We start from the raw sequence: 24,059 nt of genomic DNA, 5'->3' as shown, positions 1-24,059 counted from the left end.
GACCACCAGGGTTACGACCAGCAGGGTTACGACCAGCAGAGTTACAGCGGGCAAGGTCATGATCAGCAGGGCTACCAAGCTCCAACACAAGGTCGGGGTCAATAGCAGACATGGGGGGATCGAAGAAGTCCACGTTCGCTCCGGCGAGCGCCGCCCTGACACAAGCCGGCAATATCGTCGAACTGTTCGTCGAGGTGGTTCGCAACACCTTCCGTAGGCCGTTCCAGTTCCGCGAGTTCATCGAGCAGGCCTGGTTCATCGCCAGCGTCACGATTCTGCCGACGGCGCTCGTCGCCATTCCGTTCGGCGCGGTCGTGGCGCTGCAGACCGGATCGCTCATCAAGCAGCTCGGTGCCGAGTCGTTCACGGGTGCGGCCAGCGTGCTCGCGGTCATCCAGCAGGGCAGTCCGATCGTGACCGCACTGCTGGTGGCCGGCGCTGCCGGTTCTGCTGTGACTGCAGACCTCGGCTCGCGCACCATCCGCGAGGAGATCGACGCCATGCGAGTGCTGGGTATCGACCCGGTACATCGTCTCGTCGTTCCCCGAGTGCTCGCGATGATCCTCGTCGCACTTTTGCTCAACGGCCTGGTCTCGGTCGTCGGCATCGCCGGCGGTTACTTCTTCAACGTGATCCTTCAGGGCGGCACCCCCGGTGCATATCTGGCGTCGTTCTCGTTTTTGGCCCAGCTGCCGGATCTGTATGTCGCCGAGGCGAAAGCAGCAATCTTCGGACTCATCGCGGGCATCATCGCCTCCTACAAGGGCCTCAATCCCAACCCCGGACCCAAGGGCGTCGGCGAGGCAGTGAACCAGACGGTTGTCATCACGTTCCTGCTGCTCTTCTTCGCCAACCTCATCCTGACCCTGGTCTATCTCCAGGTCGTCCCAGCGAAGGGAGCGTAACCGCGATGACGATCGCAAGAGGTCGCGGTGACCGCACGCTGATGCGCGTCAAGCGCGTCGGCAACGCCCCGCTCAACGTGCTCGACCGCGCAGGCGAGCAAATGTCGTTCTACCTGCGGGCCATCGGGTGGATTCCCAAGACCGCAGTGCATTACAAGAAGGAGGTGCTCCGCCTGCTGGCGGAGGTCACCTTCGGCAGCGGTGCGCTCGCCGTCATCGGTGGGACCATCGGCGTGATCGTGATGATGTCCGGCTTCACCGGCATCGTCGTCGGTCTACAGGGCTATGCAGCCCTCGAACAGCTCGGTAGCTCCGTGCTCACCGGATTCCTGTCCGCGTACGTCAACACCCGTGAGATCGCGCCGATTGTCGCAGGACTGGCACTCTCGGCCACCGTCGGCTGTGGTTTCACCGCCCAGCTCGGTGCCATGCGAATCTCCGAGGAGATCGACGCGCTCGAGGTGATGGCCGTACCCAGCGTGCCGTTCCTCGTGACCACCCGCATGATCGCAGGCTTCGTGGCCGTCATCCCGCTGTACATCGTCGGGCTGTTGGCGTCGTACGTCGCATCCCGAGGGATCAGCACCATTTTCAACGGGCAGTCCACGGGGTCCTACGACCACTACTTCAACCTCTTCCTACCTCCGGAAGACGTGTTGTATTCGTTCTTGAAGGTGCTGATATTCGCCTTCGTCCTGATCATGATCCACTGCTATTACGGCTACCACGCCTCTGGCGGACCTGCCGGTGTCGGCGTCGCAGTGGGCCGTGCCGTTCGTACCGCGATCGTCACGATCGCCGTACTGGACTTCTTCTTGAGCCTCGCCATCTGGGGCACGACCACCACAGTGAGGGTTGCGGGATGATCGACTCGCCGTCGCGACTGAAGCGAGTACTCCTCGGTTTGGCGTTCTTCCTGGTGCTCATCCTGTTCCTGGGGTGGAGCATCACGTCCTACAACAAGACGTTCAAAGATGTGGTGAAAGTCAGCCTCGAAACCGACTCGGTCGGCAACGCGCTGCCGATGAACGCGGATGTCAAGGTGCGCGGAATGATCGTCGGCGAGGTGCGCTCGGCGTCCACCGTCGACGGCGTCGTGACCTCGCAGCTCGCCATCGATCCGGACAAGGCACCGCTGATTCCGTCGAACGTGACGGCACGGTTGCTTCCCAAGACACTGTTCGGTGAGCGCTACGTCTCGTTGATCGTGCCCGAGAACGATGCGGCGTCGCCGATCTCCGAGGGCACGGTCCTCAAACAGGACACCAGCGGAAACGCCATCGAGGTCGGGCAGTTGCTCGACGGCTTGCTTCCACTGCTGCAGGCGATTCCGCCACAGGATCTGGCGAACACCCTCGGGTCGTTGGCGCAGGGCCTCAGCGGGCGCGGTGAGCAACTGGGCCAGACCATCGACAACCTGACGAACATCGTGTCGGGTCTGAACACGGAGTTGCCGAACATCCAGCAGACGTTGGTCGGGCTGGCCGACTTCTCGCAGACCTACGCAGACGCGGCACCGGACTTGGTCTCGGCGCTGGACAACTTGCGGACGACGGGCAACACCGTGGTCGAGCGGCAGTCCAGCCTCGACAGGCTGTACGGCTCCCTGACCTCGGCGTCGTACACCACTGCGGACTTTCTACAGACCAACTCCGAGAACCTGATCGGATTGGCCGCGAACTCTCGGGAAGCGCTCGAGCTGCTGGCCGAGTTCTCCCCGACGTTCGGCTGCACGTTCACTTATTTCGCCGAAGGTGCCAGGCGCGGAAAAGTCGTACTCGGTGAGGGCGACGAGTACCCCGGCATCAACGTCTCCGCACCGTTCGTCAACCCGAAGGTCGTTACTTGCCGAACCAGGACGAGCCGCGCTTGTTCGACGATCGCGGAGCCACCTGTTTCGAGCCCGCGGCGCCGGGGGAGTTCTTCCCGCAGTATCCGGGAGGCTCGATCAACGACGGTTCCTACCAGGTGCCGACCCGGAACCCGGGCCCGCAGGTGATCGAAGGACAGGGACCACCGAAGTCTGCCCAGAGTTCCATCGTTCCCGCCGTCTCCGCATCCGCGCAGCCGGCGAGCTACGAGGGCTCCGACTTCGAGCGCGACACTCTGGCCGTGATCTACGGACAGGCGAGTGGTGTTGCACCGGACAGTATTCCGTCGTGGGCGGCCGCTATCGGCGCACCGGCACTGAGAGGAGTGGAGGTGACCGTGCCATGAGAGGCCTTCTCGCGCCGATCATCAAGTTGGTCGTGTTCGCCGTGATTACGATCATTGCTACGGCCACCCTTGCCTTCACCATCGCCAATTCCAGCGGCGGCGGCGGCACCAAGTTCTCGGCTGTGTTCACGGACGTCACGTCTCTCAACGAGGGCGACGAGATTCGTATCGCGGGCGTTCGTGTCGGCCAGGTCGACAAGATCGAGATCGCCAACGAGCGCGAAGCCAAGGTGGACTTCACTCTGAGCAGTCGTGATTGGCTCCCGGCCAGTTCGACGGCGACCATCCGATTCCGGAACCTGGTGGGCCAGCGCTACATCGCCATCGAGCAGGGTTCGGGAGATCAGGGTCGGAAGATCACCGACGGTGCCACCATTCCGTTGGAGCGGACCAAGCCTGCGGTGAACCTGACCACGCTCTTCGACGGCTTCCGCCCGCTGTTCACCACGCTCAGCTCCGATGACGTCAACAAGCTGTCGTACCAGATCATTCAGGTGTTCCAGGGGGAGTCGGGCACCATCAACGAACTGGTCACCAATACGGCGACCCTGACCAACACCGTCGCCGACAAGGATCAGGTCATCGGGCAGGTCATCACCAATCTGAACAACGTGTTGGAGACGGTGAACCAGAACGACGGGCAGCTCGACAGCCTGATCGTCAACACGCAGCAGCTCGTCTCGGGCCTGTCGGCCGACCGTGGTGTCGTCGGCTCCGCCGTGACGTCGCTCGCCGGCCTGACCAACGCGACCGCCGACCTGCTCGAGCCGACCAGGCCGTCGATCCAGGGTTCGGTGACTGCGTTGAACACGTTGGCCGAGACAGTCAACCGACGAAGCGACGACGTGGACACGGTCCTCGGAATTCTGCCCGTCAAACTCGAGAAGCTCATTCGCACGGCCCAGCAGGGATCCTGGTTCACCTTCTATCTGTGCGGTATCGACATCGTCGCCGGACCGGGTAGTTCGCCGAATCTGAATCTGCCGACCGGGCTGCCGACCGTCAACCAGCCGCTGTACACGAACTCCGCAGCGCGTTGCAAAGCTGGGGGGATCAAGCAATGAAATCTCGTCGTAGTCCGGCCACCATCGGTGCGCTAGGTATCGCAATCATCCTGCTCGCCACGATGTCGGTCTTCTTTCTCGACCGGCTCCCGATCATCGGTGCGGGTTCGGTGTACACCGCCGAGTTCAGCGAGGCAGCAGGGCTCAAGCCGCCCAACGAGGTCCGTATCGCGGGCGTGAAGGTCGGCAAGGTCACCGATGTGCGTCTCGACGGCGACCGGGTGCTCGTGGACTTCACGGTCAAGGACGCCTGGGTCGGCAACGAGTCGCGAGCGGCCATCGCCATCAAGACTGTGCTGGGGCAGAAATATCTGGCGCTCGACCCGAGCGGTCCGGAGACGTTGAGCCCCAAGGACCCGATTCCGCTCGAGCGCACCACGTCCCCGTACGACGTGATCGACGCGTTCTCCGCTGCGGCCTCGACCATCAGCGACATCGACACCGATCAGCTGGCGACGAGCATGCGGACCCTGTCCGAGGCGTTCTCCGAGACGCCTGCGAACATCCGTGCCTCGCTCGACGGTGTGACTCGGTTATCGCAGACCGTGGCCAGCCGTGACGAGGAACTGAAGAAGCTGTTCGAGGCCACCGGCGAGACCTCGAAGGTGCTGGCCGACCGCAACGAGCAGTTCAACCAACTGATCACCGACGCGGGCCCGCTTCTCGAAGAGCTCAACAATCGGCAGCAGGCCATCTCGCAGCTGCTCACCGGCACTCAGCGAGTGTCGCAAGAGCTGACCGGCCTGGTTCGCGACAACGAGGCCACCATCAACCGATGTTGCAGCAGCTCAACGGCACCATCGAGATCCTGCAGCGCAACAACGACAACCTCGACCGTGCGCTGAAGCTGTACGAACCGTTCATTCGGCTGTACACGAATCTGACCGGCAACGGCCGGTGGATAGACATCACGCTGGCAAACCTCACACCGCCCGGAGTTCCGTTGATACCTGGTTACCGCCAGCCCTCGCTCGATACGTTGGCGGGGAACTGATGACAGACACGCAGACAGCACCGAGAAGCAAGAACAAGCTCGCGCTGATCGCCGTCGTCGTGACCGTGGCGCTCGTCCTCGCGGTCGCCGGCTGGTGGCTGTTCACCAGGGCCGGAACGACCAAGATCACCGCCTACTTCGACAAGTCGATCGGCATCTATTCCGGCTCGGAGGTGCGCGTGCTTGGCGTCAAGGTCGGTACGGTCGACTCCGTGACGCCGCAAGGCGAAGACGTGGAGGTCGTCCTCCGCGTCGACCGTGGGGTCGACATTCCTGTGGACGCAAAGGCCGTGCAGGTCACCCCGTCGCTCGTCGCCGACCGCTACGTCCAGGTTTCACCCGCCTACACCGGCGGCGACACCATGGCCGACGGCGCGACGATCGGTCGCGATCGCACCGCAACACCCGTCGAGGTCGACGAGCTGTACAAGTCCATCGACGACCTGTCCACCGCCCTCGGTCCGGACGGCGCGAACAAGGACGGCGCTCTCACAGATCTGGTCAACACCGGTGCAGCCAACCTCGACGGCAACGGTGAAGCGTTGGGCAACAGCATCACCCAGCTCTCGGCCGCCGGTCGAACGTTGAGTGACTCGCGCACCGACGTGTTCGACACGATCAAGAACCTGCAGACGTTCGTCAGCGCCTTGGCCGTCAACGATCAGCAGGTACGCAACTTCAACACCCAGTTGGCCGACCTGACCGGTTTCCTGTCGGGGCAGCGAGAGGACCTCGGAGCTGCACTCCAACAGCTGTCGGTCTCGCTCGGCGACGTGGCGACGTTCGTCGCGGACAACCGGACCCAACTGACCGATGCCGCGAACGGTCTCACGGTTCCGACGCAGACACTCGCCGACAACCGCGAGCAGCTGGTGCAAACGCTCACGTTGCTGCCGCTGGCCATCAGCAACCTGGTAAACGCCTACGACGCCGAGTCGGGAACGCTCGCCACGCGCGCCAATCTCCAGAACGAGACCCAGGATCCGCTCGGCACCCTGTGTCAGCTCATCGATCTCGGAAAGCTGGTTCCCGGTGATCCGCGCTTCGAAGCACTCGGTGCGCAGATTCAGCCGATCATCGATCAGTGCTCCAACATCACCACGATGATCCAGGCCCCGATCAAAGACCAGAACCGGATCGTGCTGCCGTTCGGCGTTCTCACCAACGACATCGAGCAGAACGTGTCCGTGCCGGGCACCGTGCCTGGCGTCGTCTCGCCCAGGCTCGGAAACAGCTCGATGCCCGGACTGGAGCAGTCGTACATCGGAGGTGGGGGACAGTGAGAGCCTCTGTGAATCGGAATCGAGCTCGAGTGAAGCGTTCTTTGGTGGTCGGAGCCGGTGCGTGCGTGGTGGCGCTGTCGGCCGGAGCATGCTCGTCGGCCGGCATCTACGCGATACCGCTGCCCGGCGGTGCCGACGTCGGTGAGAACCCGTTGAACCTGACGGTGCAGTTCGACGACGTACTGGACCTCGTCCCGCAGTCGACCGTGAAGGTCGACGGCGTCTCGGTCGGCCGCGTCGACTCGATAACGGTCCCGAACGACGGCTGGACCGCCGACGTCAACGTCATCTTGAATTCCGACGTCGACCTTCCGGCCAACGCGATCGCATCGGTGCAACAGACCAACCTGTTGGGCGAGAAGTTCGTGCAGCTCTCGGCACCTCCTGGCGACGAGGAAGCAGCGCGTCTGCAGGACGGGGCCACGATCCCGCTCGATCGCACCCGCCATGCCACCGATATCGAACAGGTACTCGGTGCGCTCTCGCTGCTGCTCAACGGCGGCGGTGTCGGGCAGCTCTCGCCGATCGTCAAGGAACTGAGCACGGCGTTCGACGGTCGCGAAGGCAGAACCAAAGAGCTTCTGCAGCAAGCGAACACCCTCATCGACGGCCTCAACCAGCAGCGTGACGACATCACCCGCGCCATCGACGGGCTGGACACTCTCAGCGGCCGCGTCAACACGCAGACCGACAAGATCGACGCAGTGCTGAAGGATTTGCCGATCGCCACCGAGGTTCTCGAGCAGCAGCGCCCGCAGCTGACCGAGATGCTCGGAGCGCTCGACCGTCTCGGAGCCGTCGGCACCGACGTGATCGACCGTTCCAAGGACGATCTCATCGCGGACCTGCGGGCACTACGCCCCACGCTCCAGGCCCTGGCCGATTCGGCGGACGACGTGGTGAGCTCGCTCGCGGTGATCCCCACCCTGCCGTTCGCGGACGGCACCGAGAAAATCATCGAGGGCAACTCGGCGAACCTGTTCCTTTCGCTCGACCTGTCGATCGGAACTGCGTTGCGCAACTTCGGCGTCGGGGAGGGCGATCCGGTCTACATCCAGCCCAAGTACGGCAACACGCTGCCCGTCGTCGACCCGTCGAATCCGTACTACAACGGCAACGGACCGCGCCCGGGTTGGCCGACGATCTCGCTGCTGCCGTTGCCGCCGATCATCCCGTCACCGGTTCCCGGTCCGGGTGCACCTGCGAACGAGCAGGCAGCGGCGGCCGCCGCGCCCGCACCGGCCGATCCGTTCGCACCGTTGAACGATCTGCTCGAGCGATTCGGAGTTGGACAGTGAGATCGAGACTGGTTCGCATTCAATTGGTCCTCTTCGTCGTGGTCGCCGTACTGGGGTCGGTCTATGTCGGTGCCAAGTACGTGCGACTTGACAACATGCTCGGCTTCGGGCAGTACCAGGTCGATCTGAACCTCGCCGATTCCGGTGGCATCTTCTCCAACGCCGAGGTCACCTACCGAGGTGTCCCGGTGGGAACCGTCGGAGATCTGGAACTGACGGAAGACGGGATCCGAGTCGCGCTCATGCTCGACGACGGCGGCCCGGACATCCCTGCCGACACCAAGGCCGTCGTGGCCAACAGGTCGGCCATCGGTGAGCAGTACGTCGACCTGCAACCCGAGACCGACCAGGGCCCGTTCCTGGTCGACGGTTCGCAGATCGCGGAGGCCGACACCACCACACCCGTGCCGGTGGAACAGGTTCTCGCCAACACGAACACGCTGGTTCGGTCGGTACCGCTGGATACGTTGACGCGAGTCGTCAACGAGCTCGGTGTGGCGTTCGACGGAAAGGGCACGGATCTTGCGTCTCTCGTCGATTCGCTCGGGAACATCTCGGAGGCAGGCAACGAGGCGCTGCCGCAGACGCTCGCGCTGGTGCGCGACGCGGTGCCGGTGCTGAACACGCAGTCCGAGCAGTCGGATCTGATTCGGCAGTTCAGCACCAGCTTGGATGAGGTGACGGCTCAGTTGAAGTCCAGCGATCCGGACATCCGTCGCCTGATCGACACCGGCACAGCGGCGGGCGATCAGCTCGGTGGTCTCATCACCGATGCCGGTCCGGCTCTGACGACCGATATCAACAACCTGGCACTTGTTGCTGCGCAGGCCGAACCCCGGTACTTCGCGCTTCGTCCGTTCCTGACGTTCCTGCCTGCCCTCGGTGCCGGCATCTCCACCATCGTCCCGGACGACGGCACGATCCATCAGGGCCTGTTGCTCGAGACCAACAACCCGCCCCCGTGCACGGTGGGCTACGAGGGCAGCCAGGCGATCCTCGACGAGGAGAAGCGCAAGAACCCGAACTTCGATCCGACTCGGGAGAATTACCCGCTGAACCTCGACGCGAACTGCGCCACACCTCAGGGCAGCGTGACGGGCGTTCGTAGTGCGAACCGCATCGTGTTCGCCGATCCGGATGTGCCGCAGCCGTGGGACCTCAAGCCCAAGGTCGATCCCGAGAAGTTGAACCTCAACCCGATCGCCACCCAGTTGGCACCGCTGATCGGCGTCACGCCGAAGTAGTGAAATCGGAGAAACTGCTGCTCAGCACTATCGTCGGGCCGAGAGCGGTTCGGCCAGATATTACCGAGTAGTAGGGTGGAAAGTGTGAACTCGAGCACCGAAGCCCCGGAGTCCCCAGCGACTCCGGGGCAGAACAAGACAGCGAAGATTCTGCTTGCGGTCGTGACCGTGATCGCCGTGGTTGCGCTCGCAGCGGCAGTGTTCTTCGGTTACGGCTGGGGCAAGGCGTTGTTCAGCCAGAAGCCCATGGCGGACACCCGCGACGCGGCTCTCACCGGCGCTCAGCAAGCGGCCGTCAACCTCAACACGGTCGACGCGGCCACCATCGATCAGTCGTTCGACAACATGAAGTCGTCCATCACCGGCGACCTGATGCTCAACGACCTCGAGCAGACGCGGTCGGGCATTACCGACCAGGTTCGTCAGTCCGGTGCCAAGAGTGAGGCAGAGGTTCTGCACGCAGCGATCACCGAGCTCAGTACCGACGAGAACACCGCCGAGGCGCTCGTTGTCATCGCGACGACGACCACCTGGCCCGATCGCGTCGAGCGGAGCAAGCTGACGATGCGATTGGCCATGGAAGAGATCGACGGGGTGTGGAAGACCAACAAGGTCGACCCGATCGGTTCACGGATCTCGCTGGACAACCCGAACACCAACCCCGTCATCCCGACGGAGCCTGGTGCTACCGACCCGAATGCGGCAGACCCCAATGCTGCAGATCCGAATGCGGCAGACCCCAATGCTGCAGATCCGAATGCGGCAGACCCGAATGCGGGCACCCCCAGCGCGGAAGCAACGCCGGCTCCACAGCCGGATTCCGGCGGTAACTGACGTTGCCCGGCAGTGTCGTTTCCGTCTGTAGTGCAGTGAGTTTCGAAGGAGTTCTGTAGTGCCTCCCCAGCGTCGCAAGATCGTTCCACCCACGACCACCAGCAAAGTCCGTCGCAAGGTCGCCGGAGCCGGGAAGTCGGCAGCGCCCGACGCGGATTCGAGCGCCGTGAAGGGTTCGGATGCAACCGACAGCGCTGCGCCCACCACTCCTGCGCCCACCACACCCGCGCCCACCACACCGGCATCGAGCACGCCTGTCGCCGACGAGTCCTCCGCTGCGAAACCCTCGCTCGAGAAGTCCGGTACCGGCAAGGCAGGCAGCGGTAAGACCGCTGTCGACGAGGCCGCAACCGACAAGCCCGCCGTCGACGACACCGCAACCGACACGCCGGCCGCAGGCGAGACCGCAACCGGCAAGGCCGACTCGGAGCCTGCTCTCATCGAGTCCGGAGCGTCCGACGCGAATTCTGCGGATACCACGCAAAGCAGGTCGATGTCGGGAATCGGCTACAAGCACGTGTTTGTCGTCGCGGCCGTTGCGTGGTGCTCGGTGCCTTCGCTGCTGTGGCGTCGTTCAAGCCATTCGCAACGATTGACAATGCAGCCTGGGTGGATTCTGCAGCCACTCAGGAAGTCACCTCTGCCGCGACCGATGCGCTTCAGACTCTCTACACGTACAAGGCCGAGACGATCGATGCCGATTTCGATGCCGCCCGTGCGGTCCTCAATCAGTCGATGCTCGACGAGTTCAACTCCACCGCCGACACCACCAAATCTGCTGTGGTGCAGACGATGACAGGAACCGAGGCCATGGTGACCGACATCGGCGTCTCGCGGTTGGAGGACGGCAGTGCCGAGCTGATCGCCAATGTGAACATCAGCGCCACACAGAACGGCGTTGCTTCGGGTAGTGCCGAGGGCCCGTTGACGGTCAACATGGAAAAGGTCGACGGCACCTGGAAGCTGTCGGCAATCGACGACCAGTAGTACCGGGATTCGCTGGCCCCGCTTTTCGGATCGGCCCCGTTCGACGCAGTAAGCTGCGCGGATGGGGCTTTTTCGTGCGTTCGTCGCTCATCTGTCGCCGGTGCACGACGGGATTAATATCGCGATTGCGTCCTGGCTTGTGACGAGCCCTGGTTGTTCGGGACAACCATTTCGACGCTCGACAGCCAGGGATGGATCCGATGAATACGGAGCATGCTGGTCATGACTGACACAACTATCGAATTGTCCGTGCTGGAATCGAGGTCCGGTCGGTCGGCTTCGCCGAGAACGTCAATCCCGAACTGTACCGATTGTTGTCGGCCCTGAATTTGGATCGCGAGTACGTGCGCGGCGACGGAACAGTCCTGTTCGACGCCTCCGGCCGGCGCTATCTGGACTTCGCGGGGGCGTACGGCGCACTGCCGTTCGGGCACGGACCTACGCCGATCTGGCAGGCGATCAATGATGTTCGGTGCAGTGGGGAGCCAATTTTCGTGCAGCCCTCGGTATTGACGGCGGCAGGGGAACTGGCGGATCGGTTGGGGCGCATCGCACCTCACGGGTTGACGCGAACGACGTTCGTCAACAGCGGTACCGAGGCTACGGAGGTGGCGCTCAAGATCGCGCGGTCGCATACCGGACGGTTGGGCGTGTTGACCACCGGGAACAGTTTCCATGGCAAGACGCTCGGAGCACTGTCTGCGACCGGAAGCGTCAAGTATCAGGCCGGGTTCGGCGCACCGGTCGAGGGTTTCGATCACATCGAGTTCGGTGATTCGGGCGCGCTCGACGCGGCCCTGTCGGCAGCGCCGGGCCATTACGCGGTGTTCCTGGTGGAGCCGATTCAGGGTGAAGGCGGAGTGGTGTGTCCGCCCGACGGTTATCTGCGGCGAGTGCGGGAGATCTGTGATCGGCACGGAGTGCTGATGGCGCTCGACGAGGTGCAGACGGGACTCGGCCGGACCGGCCGGATGTTCGCGTCGGAACACGAGGGGGTGGTGCCCGACATTCTGACCGTCGCGAAAGCGCTCGGTGGCGGGATCGTGCCGGTGGGTGCGGTGTTGTGTGCACCGAAGTTGGTAGACGAGAGCTTTGCGCTGCGCCACACGTCGACGTTTGCGGGCAACGCGTTGGCGGCTCGGGTGGGCATCGCGGTGATCGACGAGTTGACCCGGGACGACGGCGCAGTGGTGACGAACGCTGCCGTGCTCGGCCGGCAATTGTCGAAGGATCTGAATGCGTTGGCCGAGAAGTATCCGTCCGTGGTCACCGGTGTTCGTGGTCGCGGGCTCCTGCTCGGCATCGAGCTCACCGCCGACGTGAACTTCGTGGGACGTCAGTCGCTACTGGGTTCGATTGCGCAGCAACACAACCTGACGGCGGTCATCTGTTCGTACCTGCTCGACGTCGAGGGAATCCGGGTGGCTCCGACTCTGTTCGGTAACAGGGTGATTCGGATCGAACCGCCGTTGACTGTGTCGGCGGTGCAGTGCTCGCGGCTGATTGCAGCACTCGACCGTGCGCTGGGTTACGCGGCGATGGGGGACATGGACGGATTGTTCGGGCACCTTCTGGGCCGTCCGACCGTCGGTACCCCACCGTCGCTCGCTGCGCTCCGCCCGGGCCGCATCCCCGATATCGCCGTTCGTCGCACCGATCGGCGGTTCGCGTTCATCGCGCACCCCTTGAATCTGGAGTTCTTCGCCGCCTTCGACCCGGCGCTCGACGTCTTCCATCATGGCGAGCGACAGGATCTGCTCGAGAGGTTCGCTGCGTCGACATCCGAGCTCGACCCTGCGTCGTTCGTCATCGGCAGTGGCCGGGTCGTCGGGGGAGGGGACGCCAAGGCACACGGCGACCTGATCGGGTTGCCCTACACCTCGGAACAATTGCTGCACTTGCCGACCGAGCAGGCGCTGCGCGTGGTGGGCGGCGCCGTCGAACTCGCGATCTCGCGCGGTGCGACGGTCGTCGGGTTGGGCGGCTATTCGTCGGTCATCACCGGTAATGGATTGGGCCTCGGCGCGAGGTCGCGTCCGATCACCACCGGCAACACGTTCACCGCCGCAGCGAGTCTGCGGGCTGTTCGACGCGTGTGCCGGGAACGCGGAATCGACGTAGCGCAGGCCCGAGTGACGATTCTCGGTGCTGCCGGGGCCATCGGTCGGACCATCGGCAAGCAGTTGGCCGGCGAGGTCGGCAGTATCGCCCTGGTCGGTCGGCGGGGTGAGAGCACGGTCGTCGCGCCGAAGTTGTGGGCGGCCGCGCAGGAGATGGTGGCGAGTGCGACGGGCGGGTCCGGCACGGGGAATCTTGCCGTTGCTGCACACGAGATGAACGGCGACATGGATGATCTGATCAAGTCGCGGCACCTCGAGTTCTTCACCGATCCCGTTGCTGCGGTGCAGGATTCGTTGATCGTTATCGCAGCCACATCGGCGCCGCATGCGTTGATCGATCCGACGGACCTGATGGAGGGTGCCATCGTCTGCGATGTTGCGCAGCCGCCGAACATCGGCCGAGACGTGCGCGGTGAGCGGCCGGACGTGACGGTGTTCGACGGCGGCATCGTCAGGGTGCCGTCGGGTTCGGATTTCGGGTTGACCTACGGGTTGGCTCCGGGTCTGACGTATGCCTGCATGGCGGAGACGATGTTGATCGCCCTGTCGGGTGAGTTCGACCTCCGCAGCATCGGCACCACTCTCGACGGTGACAGCGTCGAACGATTGGGTGAGCTGGCCGACGTCCATGGGTTCGCGCTCGCCGAGGCCACTCGGTGGCGCGAAGGTAGTCAGTAGTCGGCGGGGGCCGGGGTTCCCGGGAGTTCGGGAACCCCGGCCCCGTCCCGCCCAGTCCCAGTCGGTCGTGTCGGGGTGGGATGCAACCACCAGTTCGCGTTTCCCATCAGCGCGACGAGGGCGGGCACGAGCATCATCCGCACGATGGTGGCGTCGATGACGAGACCGACGATGATGCCGATACCCACCAGTCGCATCATCGACAGTTCGGACAACGAGAAGAACGCGGTGACGGTGATGAGCAGCAGCGCTGCGGCCGTCACGATGCGTCCGGTGTGAGCGGCCCCGAGGCGGACTGCCTCTCTGGTGCCGGCTCCGTTGTCGTGGGCCTCCACGATGCGTGAAAGCAGAAAGATCTCGTAGTCGGTGGACAGGCCGAACACCACCGCCATGACGAGGATGCTCATCGTGGACTGTAGAGGGCCGGCAGTGACGCCGATCGGCCCGGCACCGTAGCCGTCGTGAAAGATCCAGGTGAGCACACCGAAAGTGGCCGCCAGGCTGACCATCGCCATGGCAATTGCCTTGAGGCTGAGCACGATCGAACGAAAGGCCAGTGTCGTCATCGTGAATGTGGCCAGCACCATGATGGCCAGCATCCAGGGAATGGTGGAGTAGATCGCGTCGATGCCGTCCTCGCTCTGCGCGGTGCTGCCGCCTACGCCGAGCGTCGTCCCGGCAGGAGCGGGGATCGATCGAATCGCATCCAGTGTCGCGAGTGCAGCGGGGGTGCGATCGGCCGAGTTCATGATGGCATCGACCACGGTCAGATTGTCGGTGCTGCCACTGGGAAACGCGGCCGTGACTCCGTCCACGCGGCCGACTGCAGCGGTGACTTCGGAGACCGCGGCAGGGCTCGGCGGTTGGTCGGTGACCGATTCGACGACGACGGTGACGCTGCTGTTGGCGAGGGTGAATTCGGTGATCAGCTTCTGCGTGGCGATCCGGGCGGGTGAGTCCGCCGGCAGACCCGTGTGGTCGAGGTCGCCCAGAGCTACTCCGGAGATGGGTGCGCAGAGGACGGCCAGCACGCCGATGATGGCAACGGCCACGAGGACGGGCCTGCGCATCACGCGGTCTGCGACTGTGCCCCAGAACCTCTGCGCCCGTGCCTCGCCGCGGTCGATCGCACCAGTGCGCCAGCTCAGCGAATCGATGCGGGGGCCGAGGAGGGCGAGTGCGGCGGGCAACGCGGTCAGCGAGATCACGGCGGCGACGGCCACCGCTGCCATGCCGCCGATGCCCAGTGAGCGAATCATTGCCTGCGGGAAGATGAGCATGCCGATGAATGCACAGATCAGCAGCAGTGCCGAGAACGCCACGGTTCGGCCGGCGGTGGACATCGTGCAGCGTACCGCATCCACCGTTCCGTGCCCGTTGCGCAGCTCCTCGCGAAACCGCGTGATCACGAACAGGCTGTAGTCGACGGCCATTCCGAGTCCGACGAGGGATGCAATGTTGGTCGCGAACACCGACACCTCGGAGACGCTGTTCACCGCTCGCAGCACGGCCAGGGAGGCCAGCACGCTCAGTCCGCCGATCACCAGCGGAGTTCCTGCGGCGACGAGTCCGCCGAACACGATCAGGAGCAGGACCAGCAGAATCGGGAAGGTGATGATCTCGGCTCGCACCAGATCTGCCCGCGCTTGCTCGTTGTACGCGTCGAAGACGGCCGAGAATCCACCGAGCTGCACGTCCGCGCCATCGATCGTCAACTTCTCACGCAGGTCCTGGTAGGACTTGACGCGCCGATCCTCGTCGCCGGTCAGAGTCAGCACCGCGAGGGCAGAGTTGCCGTCCGACGATCGAAGTCCGGGAGCAAAGGCGTCGGGCACCGTCCAGTAGGTGACGGGGTCGCGGGCCAGTACACCCGCGTCGATTCCGGCCAGGCTTGCCGCCACCGCGTCCCTGATCCCGTCGACCGTCCGCCCGTCCGTCGGGGTGTAGATCACCGCGATGTCCGGAACGTCGCGACCGAACCGGGATTCGACGAGTGCGTCGATTTTCGCCGACTCGCTCCCGGGATCGCTGTAGCCACCGATGCTGAGTTCGTCGACGACGCCCAGGCCCCAGGTTCCGGCGAGCAGGACGGTTGCCACCACGGCAGCGAGGACCCAGCGCGCACGGGCGATGACGAACTCGACGACGGGCGAACCCCTGCTCACGCGGGGCTGCCGAGGGCTCGACACCTGCATGCAGCGCCGATTTTTACCACCGTGACCATGTTGTCCCCCCGCGAGACGTGATGTGAGTGCTCCGTGAATCTGTCTGTGGCACAGAGGAAGATCTGTCACACAGCACGTCCGATGACAGAACGACGCCGCCCCCGGTTGCGACAGAAGAAATACAATCAGAAGCAGCGGCCGATTGCCATAGCGGCAGCGGATTCCCGCGGACCTCTTGACGAAGGAAGGCGCAGGGGTCACTCTTGTCGTGAAGGAGCACCCCCGTGGTGACCGACCGTTGCCGGTCGTCAGCCACAGTCTTCTGTCACCGTTGCTGTTCGTTCGGGCCTCGGCGAGGAAGGCCGACACGCTGCTGCCGACTCGGCGCGCGAACGGACCTCGGGTGCTACTTTTGATGCCCCCGTTGCGCTGTGCGCACATTTGGGGTACCTTTGGACGTTGCGCTGGCTGCCTCCTGTCCACCTCTCGATCGCTGTTACCCGAAAGCACGTTTTCGGGCCGCTGTGATGGGGATTCGGTCTGGTTGCGACCAGCCGAAATTCGCCCCACATATAGCAAACAGATACAGCGGCGGTCGCCATGTCGTGTCAGCTGACAGGTCCTGTCAGTCGACGGAACGGCGCGACCCGCGTGAGGTGCTGGAAGGACGCATCTTGGCAGTCTCTAGCCAGACCAAGGCAGTTGTCGGAACACCGGGAGCCCCGAGGAGGGTTTCGTTCGCGAACATTCGCGAGCCGTTGGAGGTACCCGGTCTCCTCGATGTACAGACGGATTCGTTCGAATGGCTGGTAGGTGCGCAGAGTTGGCGCGACCGTGCCGCCGCCCGCGGAGACAGTGGTGTCTCCGGCGGACTCGAGGACATCCTGACCGAGCTCTCTCCGATCGAGGACTTCTCGGGCTCGATGTCGCTTTCCTTCTCCGACCCACGATTCGACGAGGTCAAGGCCTCGACCGATGAGTGCAAGGACAAGGACATGACGTACGCAGCTCCGCTGTTCGTCACGGCCGAGTTCATCAACAACAACACCGGCGAGATCAAGAGCCAGACGGTCTTCATGGGTGATTTCCCGATGATGACCGACAAGGGCACCTTCATCATCAACGGCACCGAGCGTGTCGTCGTCTCGCAGCTGGTGCGTTCTCCGGGCGTCTACTTCGATCACTCGATCGACAAGACCACCGAGAAGGACCTGCACAGCGTCAAGGTCATCCCCGGCCGCGGTGCTTGGCTCGAGTTCGACGTCGACAAGCGCGACACCGTCGGTGTGCGTATCGACCGCAAGCGTCGCCAACCCGTCACGGTGCTGCTGAAGGCTCTCGGCTGGTCCACCGAGCAGATCACGGAGCGCTTCGGCTTCTCCGAGATCCTCATGGCCACGCTGGAGAAGGACAACACCGCCGGTACCGACGAGGCTCTCCTCGACATCTACCGCAAGCTGCGTCCGGGCGAGCCGCCGACCAAGGAGTCGGCGCAGACCCTGCTGGAGAACCTGTTCTTCAAGGACAAGCGCTACGACCTCGCTCGCGTGGGTCGCTACAAGATCAACAAGAAGCTCGGCCTCAACTCGGGCCAGCCCATCGTGGCGTCGACCCTCACCGAGGAAGACATCGTTGCGACCATCGAGTACCTGGTGCGTCTGCACGCAGGTGAGACCTCGATGACCGCACCCGACGGCGTCGAGGTTCCGGTCGAGGTCGACGACATCGACCACTTCGGCAACCGTCGTCTGCGTACCGTCGGCGAGCTCATCCAGAACCAGATCCGCGTGGGCCTGTCCCGCATGGAGCGCGTCGTGCGCGAACGTATGACGACTCAGGACGTCGAGGCGATCACGCCGCAGACCCTGATCAACATCCGTCCCGTCGTCGCTGCGATCAAGGAGTTCTTCGGAACCTCCCAGCTATCGCAGTTCATGGACCAGAACAACCCGTTGTCGGGTCTGACGCACAAGCGTCGCCTGTCGGCACTGGGACCCGGCGGTCTCTCTCGTGAGCGCGCCGGCCTCGAGGTCCGCGACGTTCACCCGTCGCACTACGGCCGCATGTGCCCCATCGAGACCCCGGAAGGCCCGAACATCGGCCTGATCGGATCGCTCTCGGTGTACGCACGCGTCAATCCGTTCGGCTTCATCGAGACCCCGTACCGCAAGGTCGTCGACGGCAAGGTCACCGACGACGTCGATTACCTGACCGCCGACGAGGAGGATCGCCACACGCTCGCGCAGGCGAACTCTCCGGTCGACGATTCGGGTCACTTCGTCGAGGACAAGATTCTCGTCCGTCGTAAGGGTGGAGAGGTCGAGTTCGTCTCGTCCGACGACATCGATTACATGGACGTCTCGCCGCGACAGATGGTCTCCGTCGCGACCGCGATGATTCCGTTCCTCGAGCACGACGATGCCAACCGTGCCCTGATGGGCGCGAACATGCAGCGTCAGGCCGTCCCGCTGGTGCGCAGCGAGGCTCCGATCGTCGGTACCGGCATGGAGCTGCGTGCAGCTGTCGACGCCGGTGACGTCGTCATCACCGAGAAGACCGGTGTCGTCGAAGAGGTCTCCGCCGATTACGTCACGGTCATGGCCGACGACGGATCGCGCAAGACCTACCGGATGCGCAAGTTCGCGCGTTCCAACCAGGGCACGTGCGCCAACCAGCGTCCGATCGTGGACGAGGGACAGCGCGTCGAGTCCGGCCAGGTCCTCGCCGACGGCCCCTGCACCGAGAACGGTGAGATGGCACTCGGCAAGAACCTGCTGCTGGCGATCATGCCGTGGGAGGGCCACAACTACGAGGACGCGATCATCCTGTCGCAGCGCCTCGTGGAAGAGGACGTTCTCACCTCGATCCACATCGAGGAGCACGAGATCGATGCTCGCGACACCAAGCTCGGTGCCGAGGAGATCACTCGCGACATCCCGAACGTCTCCGACGAGGTCCTCGCTGACCTCGACGAGCGCGGCATCATCCGTATCGGTGCCGAGGTTCGTGACGGCGACGTGCTGGTCGGAAAGGTCACGCCCAAGGGCGAGACCGAGCTGACCCCCGAAGAGCGCCTGCTGCGCGCCATCTTCGGTGAGAAGGCTCGCGAAGTTCGCGACACCTCGCTCAAGGTTCCGCACGGCGAGAACGGAAAGGTCATCGGCATCCGCGTCTTCTCGCGCGACGACGACGACGATCTGCTCCCGGCGTCAACGAGTTGGTCCGCGTCTACGTGGCTCAGAAGCGCAAGATCCAGGACGGCGACAAGCTCGCCGGCCGCCACGGCAACAAGGGCGTCATCGGCAAGATCCTCCCGCAGGAGGACATGCCGTTCCTGCCCGACGGCACCCCGATCGACATCATCCTCAACACCCACGGTGTTCCGCGTCGTATGAACATCGGGCAGGTCCTCGAAACCCACCTGGGTTGGATCGGCAAGACCGGTTGGAACGTGCAGATCGCCGCGGACGGCAGCAAGCCCGATTGGGCCGAGCGTCTGCCCGAGGAGATGCTGGCGGCTCCGGCCGACAGCAACATCGCCACCCCGGTGTTCGACGGTGCCAAGGAGAATCAGCTCGCCGGCCTGCTGGAGAGCACGATTCCCAACCGCGACGGCGAGCAGATGGTCGGCTCCGACGGAAAGGCCACGTTGTTCGACGGCCGCTCCGGCGAGCCGTTCCCGTACCCGGTGTCGGTGGGCTACATGTACATCATCAAGCTGCACCACTTGGTCGACGACAAGATCCACGCTCGTTCGACCGGGCCGTACTCGATGATCACGCAGCAGCCCCTCGGCGGTAAGGCGCAGTTCGGTGGACAGCGCTTCGGTGAGATGGAGTGCTGGGCCATGCAGGCCTACGGCGCCGCGTACACGCTGCAGGAGCTTCTCACCATCAAGTCGGACGACGTTGTCGGCCGCGTGAAGGTGTACGAGGCGATCGTCAAGGGCGAGAACATCCCGGAGCCGGGTATCCCCGAGTCCTTCAAGGTGCTCCTCAAGGAGCTCCAGTCGCTGTGCCTCAACGTGGAGGTGCTGTCCTCGGACGGCGCAGCCATCACGATGGCCGACGGTGACGACGAAGACCTCGAGCGTGCCGCAGCCAACCTGGGAATCAACCTCTCCCGCAACGAAGCTGCCACGGTCGACGACCTCGCTCAGTAGTTCTGTGGTCTGCCGGATCCGCCCAGTGCGGATCCGGCAGGCGTTCTTCTCATTTGCTCTTCCAGCACAACACCCATAACGGGGAAAGGAAGTTACGTGCTCGACGTCAACTTCTTCGATGAACTTCGCATTGGCCTTGCCACTGCGGACGACATCCGTCAGTGGTCCTACGGCGAGGTCAAGAAGCCGGAGACCATCAACTACCGCACGCTCAAGCCCGAGAAGGACGGCCTCTTCTGCGAGAAGATCTTCGGCCCCACCCGGGACTGGGAGTGCTACTGCGGCAAGTACAAGCGCGTCCGCTTCAAAGGCATCATCTGTGAGCGCTGTGGCGTCGAGGTCACTCGCGCAAGGTGCGTCGTGAGCGCATGGGCCACATCGAACTGGCGGCTCCCGTCACGCACATCTGGTACTTCAAGGGTGTGCCGTCGCGTCTGGGCTACCTGCTCGACCTGGCTCCGAAGGATCTCGAGAAGATCATCTACTTCGCTGCCTACGTCATCACCACGGTCGACGACGAGCTCCGTCACAACGAGCTCTCGACGCTGGAGGCCGAGATGGAGGTCGAGAAGAAGGCCGTCGCAGATCAGCGCGACGCCGATCTCGAGGCTCGTGCGCAGAAGCTCGAAGCCGACATCGCCGAGCTCGAAGCCGAGGGTGCCAAGTCCGACGTGCGCCGCAAGGTCAAGGACGGCGGCGAGCGCGAGATGCGTCAGCTCCGTGACCGTGCGCAGCGTGAGCTCGATCGTCTCGAAGAGATCTGGACCACGTTCACCAAGCTCGCTCCCAAGCAGCTCATCGTCGACGAGCTCATCTACCGCGAGCTCATCGACCGGTACGGCGAGTACTTCACCGGTGCCATGGGTGCCGAGTCGATCCAGAAGCTCATGCAGACCTTCGACATCGACGCCGAGGCGGAATCTCTTCGCGAGACCATCCGTAGCGGCAAGGGCCAGAAGAAGCTGCGTGCGCTCAAGCGTCTGAAGGTCGTTGCTGCATTCCAGGCCGGCCGTAACTCGCCGATGGGCATGGTTCTCGACGCCGTCCCGGTCATCCCGCCGGAGCTTCGTCCGATGGTTCAGCTCGACGGTGGACGTTTCGCGACGTCCGACCTCAACGACCTGTACCGCCGTGTCATCAACCGCAACAATCGCCTCAAGCGTCTGATCGATCTCGGTGCTCCCGAGATCATCGTCAACAACGAGAAGCGGATGCTGCAGGAGTCGGTCGACGCCCTGTTCGACAACGGCCGTCGTGGACGTCCGGTCACCGGACCGGGTAACCGTCCGCTCAAGTCGCTCTCGGACTTGCTCAAGGGCAAGCAGGGTCGTTTCCGTCAGAACCTCCTCGGCAAGCGCGTCGACTACTCGGGCCGTTCGGTCATCGTCGTCGGCCCGCAGCTCAAGCTGCACCAGTGTGGTCTGCCGAAGCTGATGGCACTCGAGCTGTTCAAGCCGTTCGTGATGAAGCGTCTGGTGGATCTGAACCACGCGCAGAACATCAAGTCGGCCAAGCGCATGGTCGAGCGTCAGCGTCCGCAGGTGTGGGACGTTCTCGAAGAGGTCATCGCCGAGCACCCCGTGCTGCTGAACCGTGCACCCACCCTGCACCGGTTGGGCATCCAGGCGTTCGAGCCGCAGCTCGTCGAGGGCAAGGCCATCCAGCTGCACCCGCTCGTGTGTGAGGCGTTCAACGCCGACTTCGACGGTGACCAGATGGCTGTCCACCTCCCGCTGTCCGCCGAGGCTCAGGCCGAGGCACGCGTGCTGATGCTGTCCTCGAACAACATCCTCTCGCCGGCATCGGGCCGTCCGCTCGCCATGCCGCGTCTGGACATGGTGACGGGTCTGTACCACCTGACGCGTCTCGACGCCGGTGCTGTCGGTGAGCGTTCCGACGCCAAGACCGACCAGGCCGAGTTCGGGGCGTACTCCTCCCCGGCCGAGGCTCAGATGGCCGTCGATCGTGGATCGCTGACGGTTCAGTCGCAGATTCGGGTTCGTCTCACCACGCAGCGCCCGCCGCGTGACGTCGAGAACGAGCTGTTCCCGAACGGCTGGAACCGCGGCGAGGCATGGACCGCGCAGACCACTCTGGGACGCGTGCTCTTCAACGAGCTGCTTCCGGCGGACTACCCGTTCGTCAACGAGCAGATGCCGAAGAAGCGTCAGTCGACCATCATCAACGATCTCGCCGAGCGTTACCCGATGATCGTCGTCGCGCAGACCGTCGACAAGCTCAAGGACGCAGGCTTCTACTGGGCCACGCGTTCGGGTGTCACCATCTCGATCTCCGACGTGCTCGTGCCGCCGGAGAAGCCGCAGATCATGGAGACCTTCGAGGCCCAGGCCGATCAGATCGAGAAGAAGTACCAGCGTGGCGCACTCGACAAGGTCGAGCGCAACTCCGCACTGGTCAAGATCTGGCAGGACGCGACCGAGCAGGTCGGTAAGGCCATGGAGGCGCACTTCCCCGACGACAACCCGATCCCGATGATCGTGAAGTCCGGCGCAGCCGGAAACATGACTCAGGTTCGCTCGCTCGCCGGCATGAAGGGCTTGGTGACGAACCCGAAGGGTGAGTTCATCCCGCGTCCGATCAAGTCTTCCTTCAAGGAAGGCCTGACGGTCCTCGAGTACTTCATCAACACGCACGGTGCTCGTAAGGGTCTGGCCGACACGGCGCTTCGTACCGCCGACTCGGGCTACCTGACGCGTCGTCTGGTCGACGTCTCGCAGGATGTCATCGTTCGGGAAACCGACTGTGGCACCGAGCGCGGCATCGTCACGACGATCGCCGAGAAGATGGCCGACGGCAAGATGATCCGCGACGCTCACGTCGAGACCAGCACGTACGCCCGCACCTTGGCGAACGACGCTGTCGACGAGAACGGCACGGTCATCGTCGCTCGCGGACACGATCTCGGTGACCCGGCCATCGACGCGTTGCTCGCAGCGGGCATCACGTCGGTCAAGGTTCGCTCGGTGCTCACCTGCACCACGGGAACCGGCGTCTGCGCCACCTGCTACGGCCGCTCGATGGCCACCGGCAAGCTGGTCGACATCGGTGAGGCCGTCGGTATCGTTGCCGCACAGTCCATCGGTGAGCCCGGAACCCAGCTGACCATGCGTACCTTCCACCAGGGTGGTGTCGCCGGAGATGACATCACCGGTGGTCTGCCTCGCGTGCAGGAGCTGTTCGAGGCACGTGTGCCGAAGGGCAAGGCTCCGATCGCGGACGTGTCGGGACGCATTCAGCTCGAGGACGGCGATCGTTTCTACAAGATCACCATCGTCCCGGACGACGGCGGCGAAGAGGTTGTCTACGACAAGCTCTCCAAGCGTCAGCGTCTGCGCGTCTTCAAGCACGACGACGGCACCGAGCGCCTCCTGGCGGACGGTGACCACGTCGAGGTCGGCCAGCAGCTCATGGAAGGTGCTGCCGATCCGCACGAGGTCCTGCGTGTGATGGGTCCCCGTCAGGTGCAGATCCACCTCGTCAACGAGGTCCAGGAGGTGTACCGGTCGCAGGGTGTGTCGATTCACGACAAGCACATCGAGACCATCGTGCGCCAGATGCTCCGTCGCGTGACGATCATCGACAGCGGCTCCACCGAATTCCTGCCCGGTTCACTGACCGAGCGCAGCGAATTCGAGTCGAGCAACCGTCGCGTCGTCTCCGAGGGCGGCGAGCCCGCAGCCGGACGTCCGGTCCTGATGGGCATCACCAAGGCGTCGCTGGCCACCGACTCGTGGCTGTCGGCAGCGTCCTTCCAGGAGACCACTCGTGTGCTTACCGACGCGGCGATCAACTGCCGTAGCGACAAGCTCATAGGTCTCAAGGAGAACGTCATCATCGGTAAGCTCATCCCGGCTGGTACCGGCATCAACCGGTACCGGAACATCACGGTGCAGCCGACCGAAGAGGCACGTGCCGCGGCATACGCGGTGCCGTCGTACGACGATCAGTACTACAGCCCGGACGGCTTCGGCCAGGGAACCGGCGCTGCAGTGCCGCTCGACGACTACGGTTTCTCCAACGAATACCGCTAGAGCGACTCCGTCGCACGTGCATGGAACTTCGTAGCCCACTACGAAGTTCCACTCAC

The 24,059-nt window shown here is 63.9% G+C and carries 10 protein-coding genes and 4 pseudogenes; 13 read left to right on the top strand and 1 reads right to left on the bottom strand.

Annotated features, from left to right (window positions below):
- Positions 1-110: 110 nt before the first annotated feature.
- From RHBS_RS08455 to RHBS_RS08405, 11 genes and pseudogenes are all read left to right on the top strand, one after another.
- Positions 111-905 (top strand): ABC transporter permease, encoded by a 795-nt coding sequence (locus RHBS_RS08455; RefSeq protein ID WP_027498224.1) that lies wholly within the window; start codon positions 111-113, stop codon positions 903-905.
- Between the two features lie 5 nt (positions 906-910).
- The gene (locus tag RHBS_RS08450; RefSeq protein ID WP_027498223.1) at positions 911-1,771 is read left to right on the top strand and encodes an ABC transporter permease; all 861 of its coding nucleotides are present in this window, start codon (positions 911-913) and stop codon (positions 1,769-1,771) included.
- Positions 1,768-3,122: pseudogene (locus tag RHBS_RS08445) on the top strand (MCE family protein). The gene RHBS_RS08450 and the pseudogene RHBS_RS08445 overlap by 4 nt, the downstream one beginning before the upstream one ends.
- Positions 3,119-4,186 carry an MCE family protein gene (locus tag RHBS_RS08440; RefSeq protein ID WP_027498222.1) on the top strand — a complete coding sequence of 356 codons (1,068 nt, stop codon included), beginning with the start codon at positions 3,119-3,121 and terminating at the stop codon, positions 4,184-4,186. Before RHBS_RS08445 ends, RHBS_RS08440 begins: the two are co-directional and overlap by 4 nt.
- Positions 4,183-5,180 (top strand): annotated as a pseudogene (locus RHBS_RS08435) (MCE family protein). Before RHBS_RS08440 ends, RHBS_RS08435 begins: the two are co-directional and overlap by 4 nt.
- On the top strand, positions 5,180-6,463 hold the full coding sequence (locus tag RHBS_RS08430) for an MCE family protein (RefSeq protein ID WP_027498221.1): 1,284 nt from the start codon (positions 5,180-5,182) through the stop codon (positions 6,461-6,463). The pseudogene RHBS_RS08435 and the gene RHBS_RS08430 overlap by 1 nt, the downstream one beginning before the upstream one ends.
- 29 nt (positions 6,464-6,492) lie before the next feature.
- Positions 6,493-7,761: an MCE family protein gene (locus RHBS_RS08425; protein ID WP_027498220.1), complete on the top strand. Its 1,269-nt coding sequence runs from the start codon at positions 6,493-6,495 to the stop codon at positions 7,759-7,761.
- Positions 7,758-9,005 carry an MCE family protein gene (locus tag RHBS_RS08420; protein ID WP_027498219.1) on the top strand — a complete coding sequence of 416 codons (1,248 nt, stop codon included), beginning with the start codon at positions 7,758-7,760 and terminating at the stop codon, positions 9,003-9,005. The genes RHBS_RS08425 and RHBS_RS08420 overlap by 4 nt, the downstream gene beginning before the upstream one ends.
- Positions 9,006-9,089: 84 nt before the next feature.
- The gene (locus tag RHBS_RS08415; protein ID WP_027498218.1) at positions 9,090-9,839 is read left to right on the top strand and encodes a hypothetical protein; all 750 of its coding nucleotides are present in this window, start codon (positions 9,090-9,092) and stop codon (positions 9,837-9,839) included.
- Positions 9,840-10,448: 609 nt separating this feature from the next.
- Positions 10,449-10,826, top strand: a complete 378-nt coding sequence (locus tag RHBS_RS08410; protein ID WP_128645344.1) for a hypothetical protein — start codon at positions 10,449-10,451, stop codon at positions 10,824-10,826.
- A gap of 314 nt (positions 10,827-11,140) precedes the next feature.
- Positions 11,141-13,624, top strand: coding sequence for an aminotransferase class III-fold pyridoxal phosphate-dependent enzyme (locus RHBS_RS08405; protein ID WP_237669101.1), 2,484 nt, complete (start codon positions 11,141-11,143; stop codon positions 13,622-13,624).
- Here RHBS_RS08405 and RHBS_RS08400 read toward each other — a convergent pair.
- Positions 13,618-15,819: an MMPL family transporter gene (locus tag RHBS_RS08400; RefSeq protein WP_048316152.1), complete on the bottom strand. Its 2,202-nt coding sequence runs from the start codon at positions 15,817-15,819 to the stop codon at positions 13,618-13,620. The two genes, RHBS_RS08405 and RHBS_RS08400, sit on opposite strands and share 7 nt — an antisense overlap.
- Before the next feature lie 626 nt (positions 15,820-16,445).
- Here RHBS_RS08400 and rpoB point away from each other — a divergent pair.
- Together rpoB and RHBS_RS08390 are read left to right on the top strand one after the other, a co-directional pair.
- A pseudogene (gene rpoB, locus RHBS_RS08395) lies at positions 16,446-19,951 on the top strand (DNA-directed RNA polymerase subunit beta).
- 96 nt (positions 19,952-20,047) lie between these two features.
- Positions 20,048-24,003, top strand: a pseudogene (locus tag RHBS_RS08390) (DNA-directed RNA polymerase subunit beta').
- Positions 24,004-24,059 lie beyond the last annotated feature (56 nt).

The sequence above is a fragment of the Rhodococcus sp. BS-15 genome (assembly GCF_000813105.1).
GTDB lineage: Bacteria > Actinomycetota > Actinomycetes > Mycobacteriales > Mycobacteriaceae > Rhodococcoides.
Note: the sequence above shows the minus strand (reverse complement) of the source record. Positions and strands in the feature narration are given on the sequence as shown.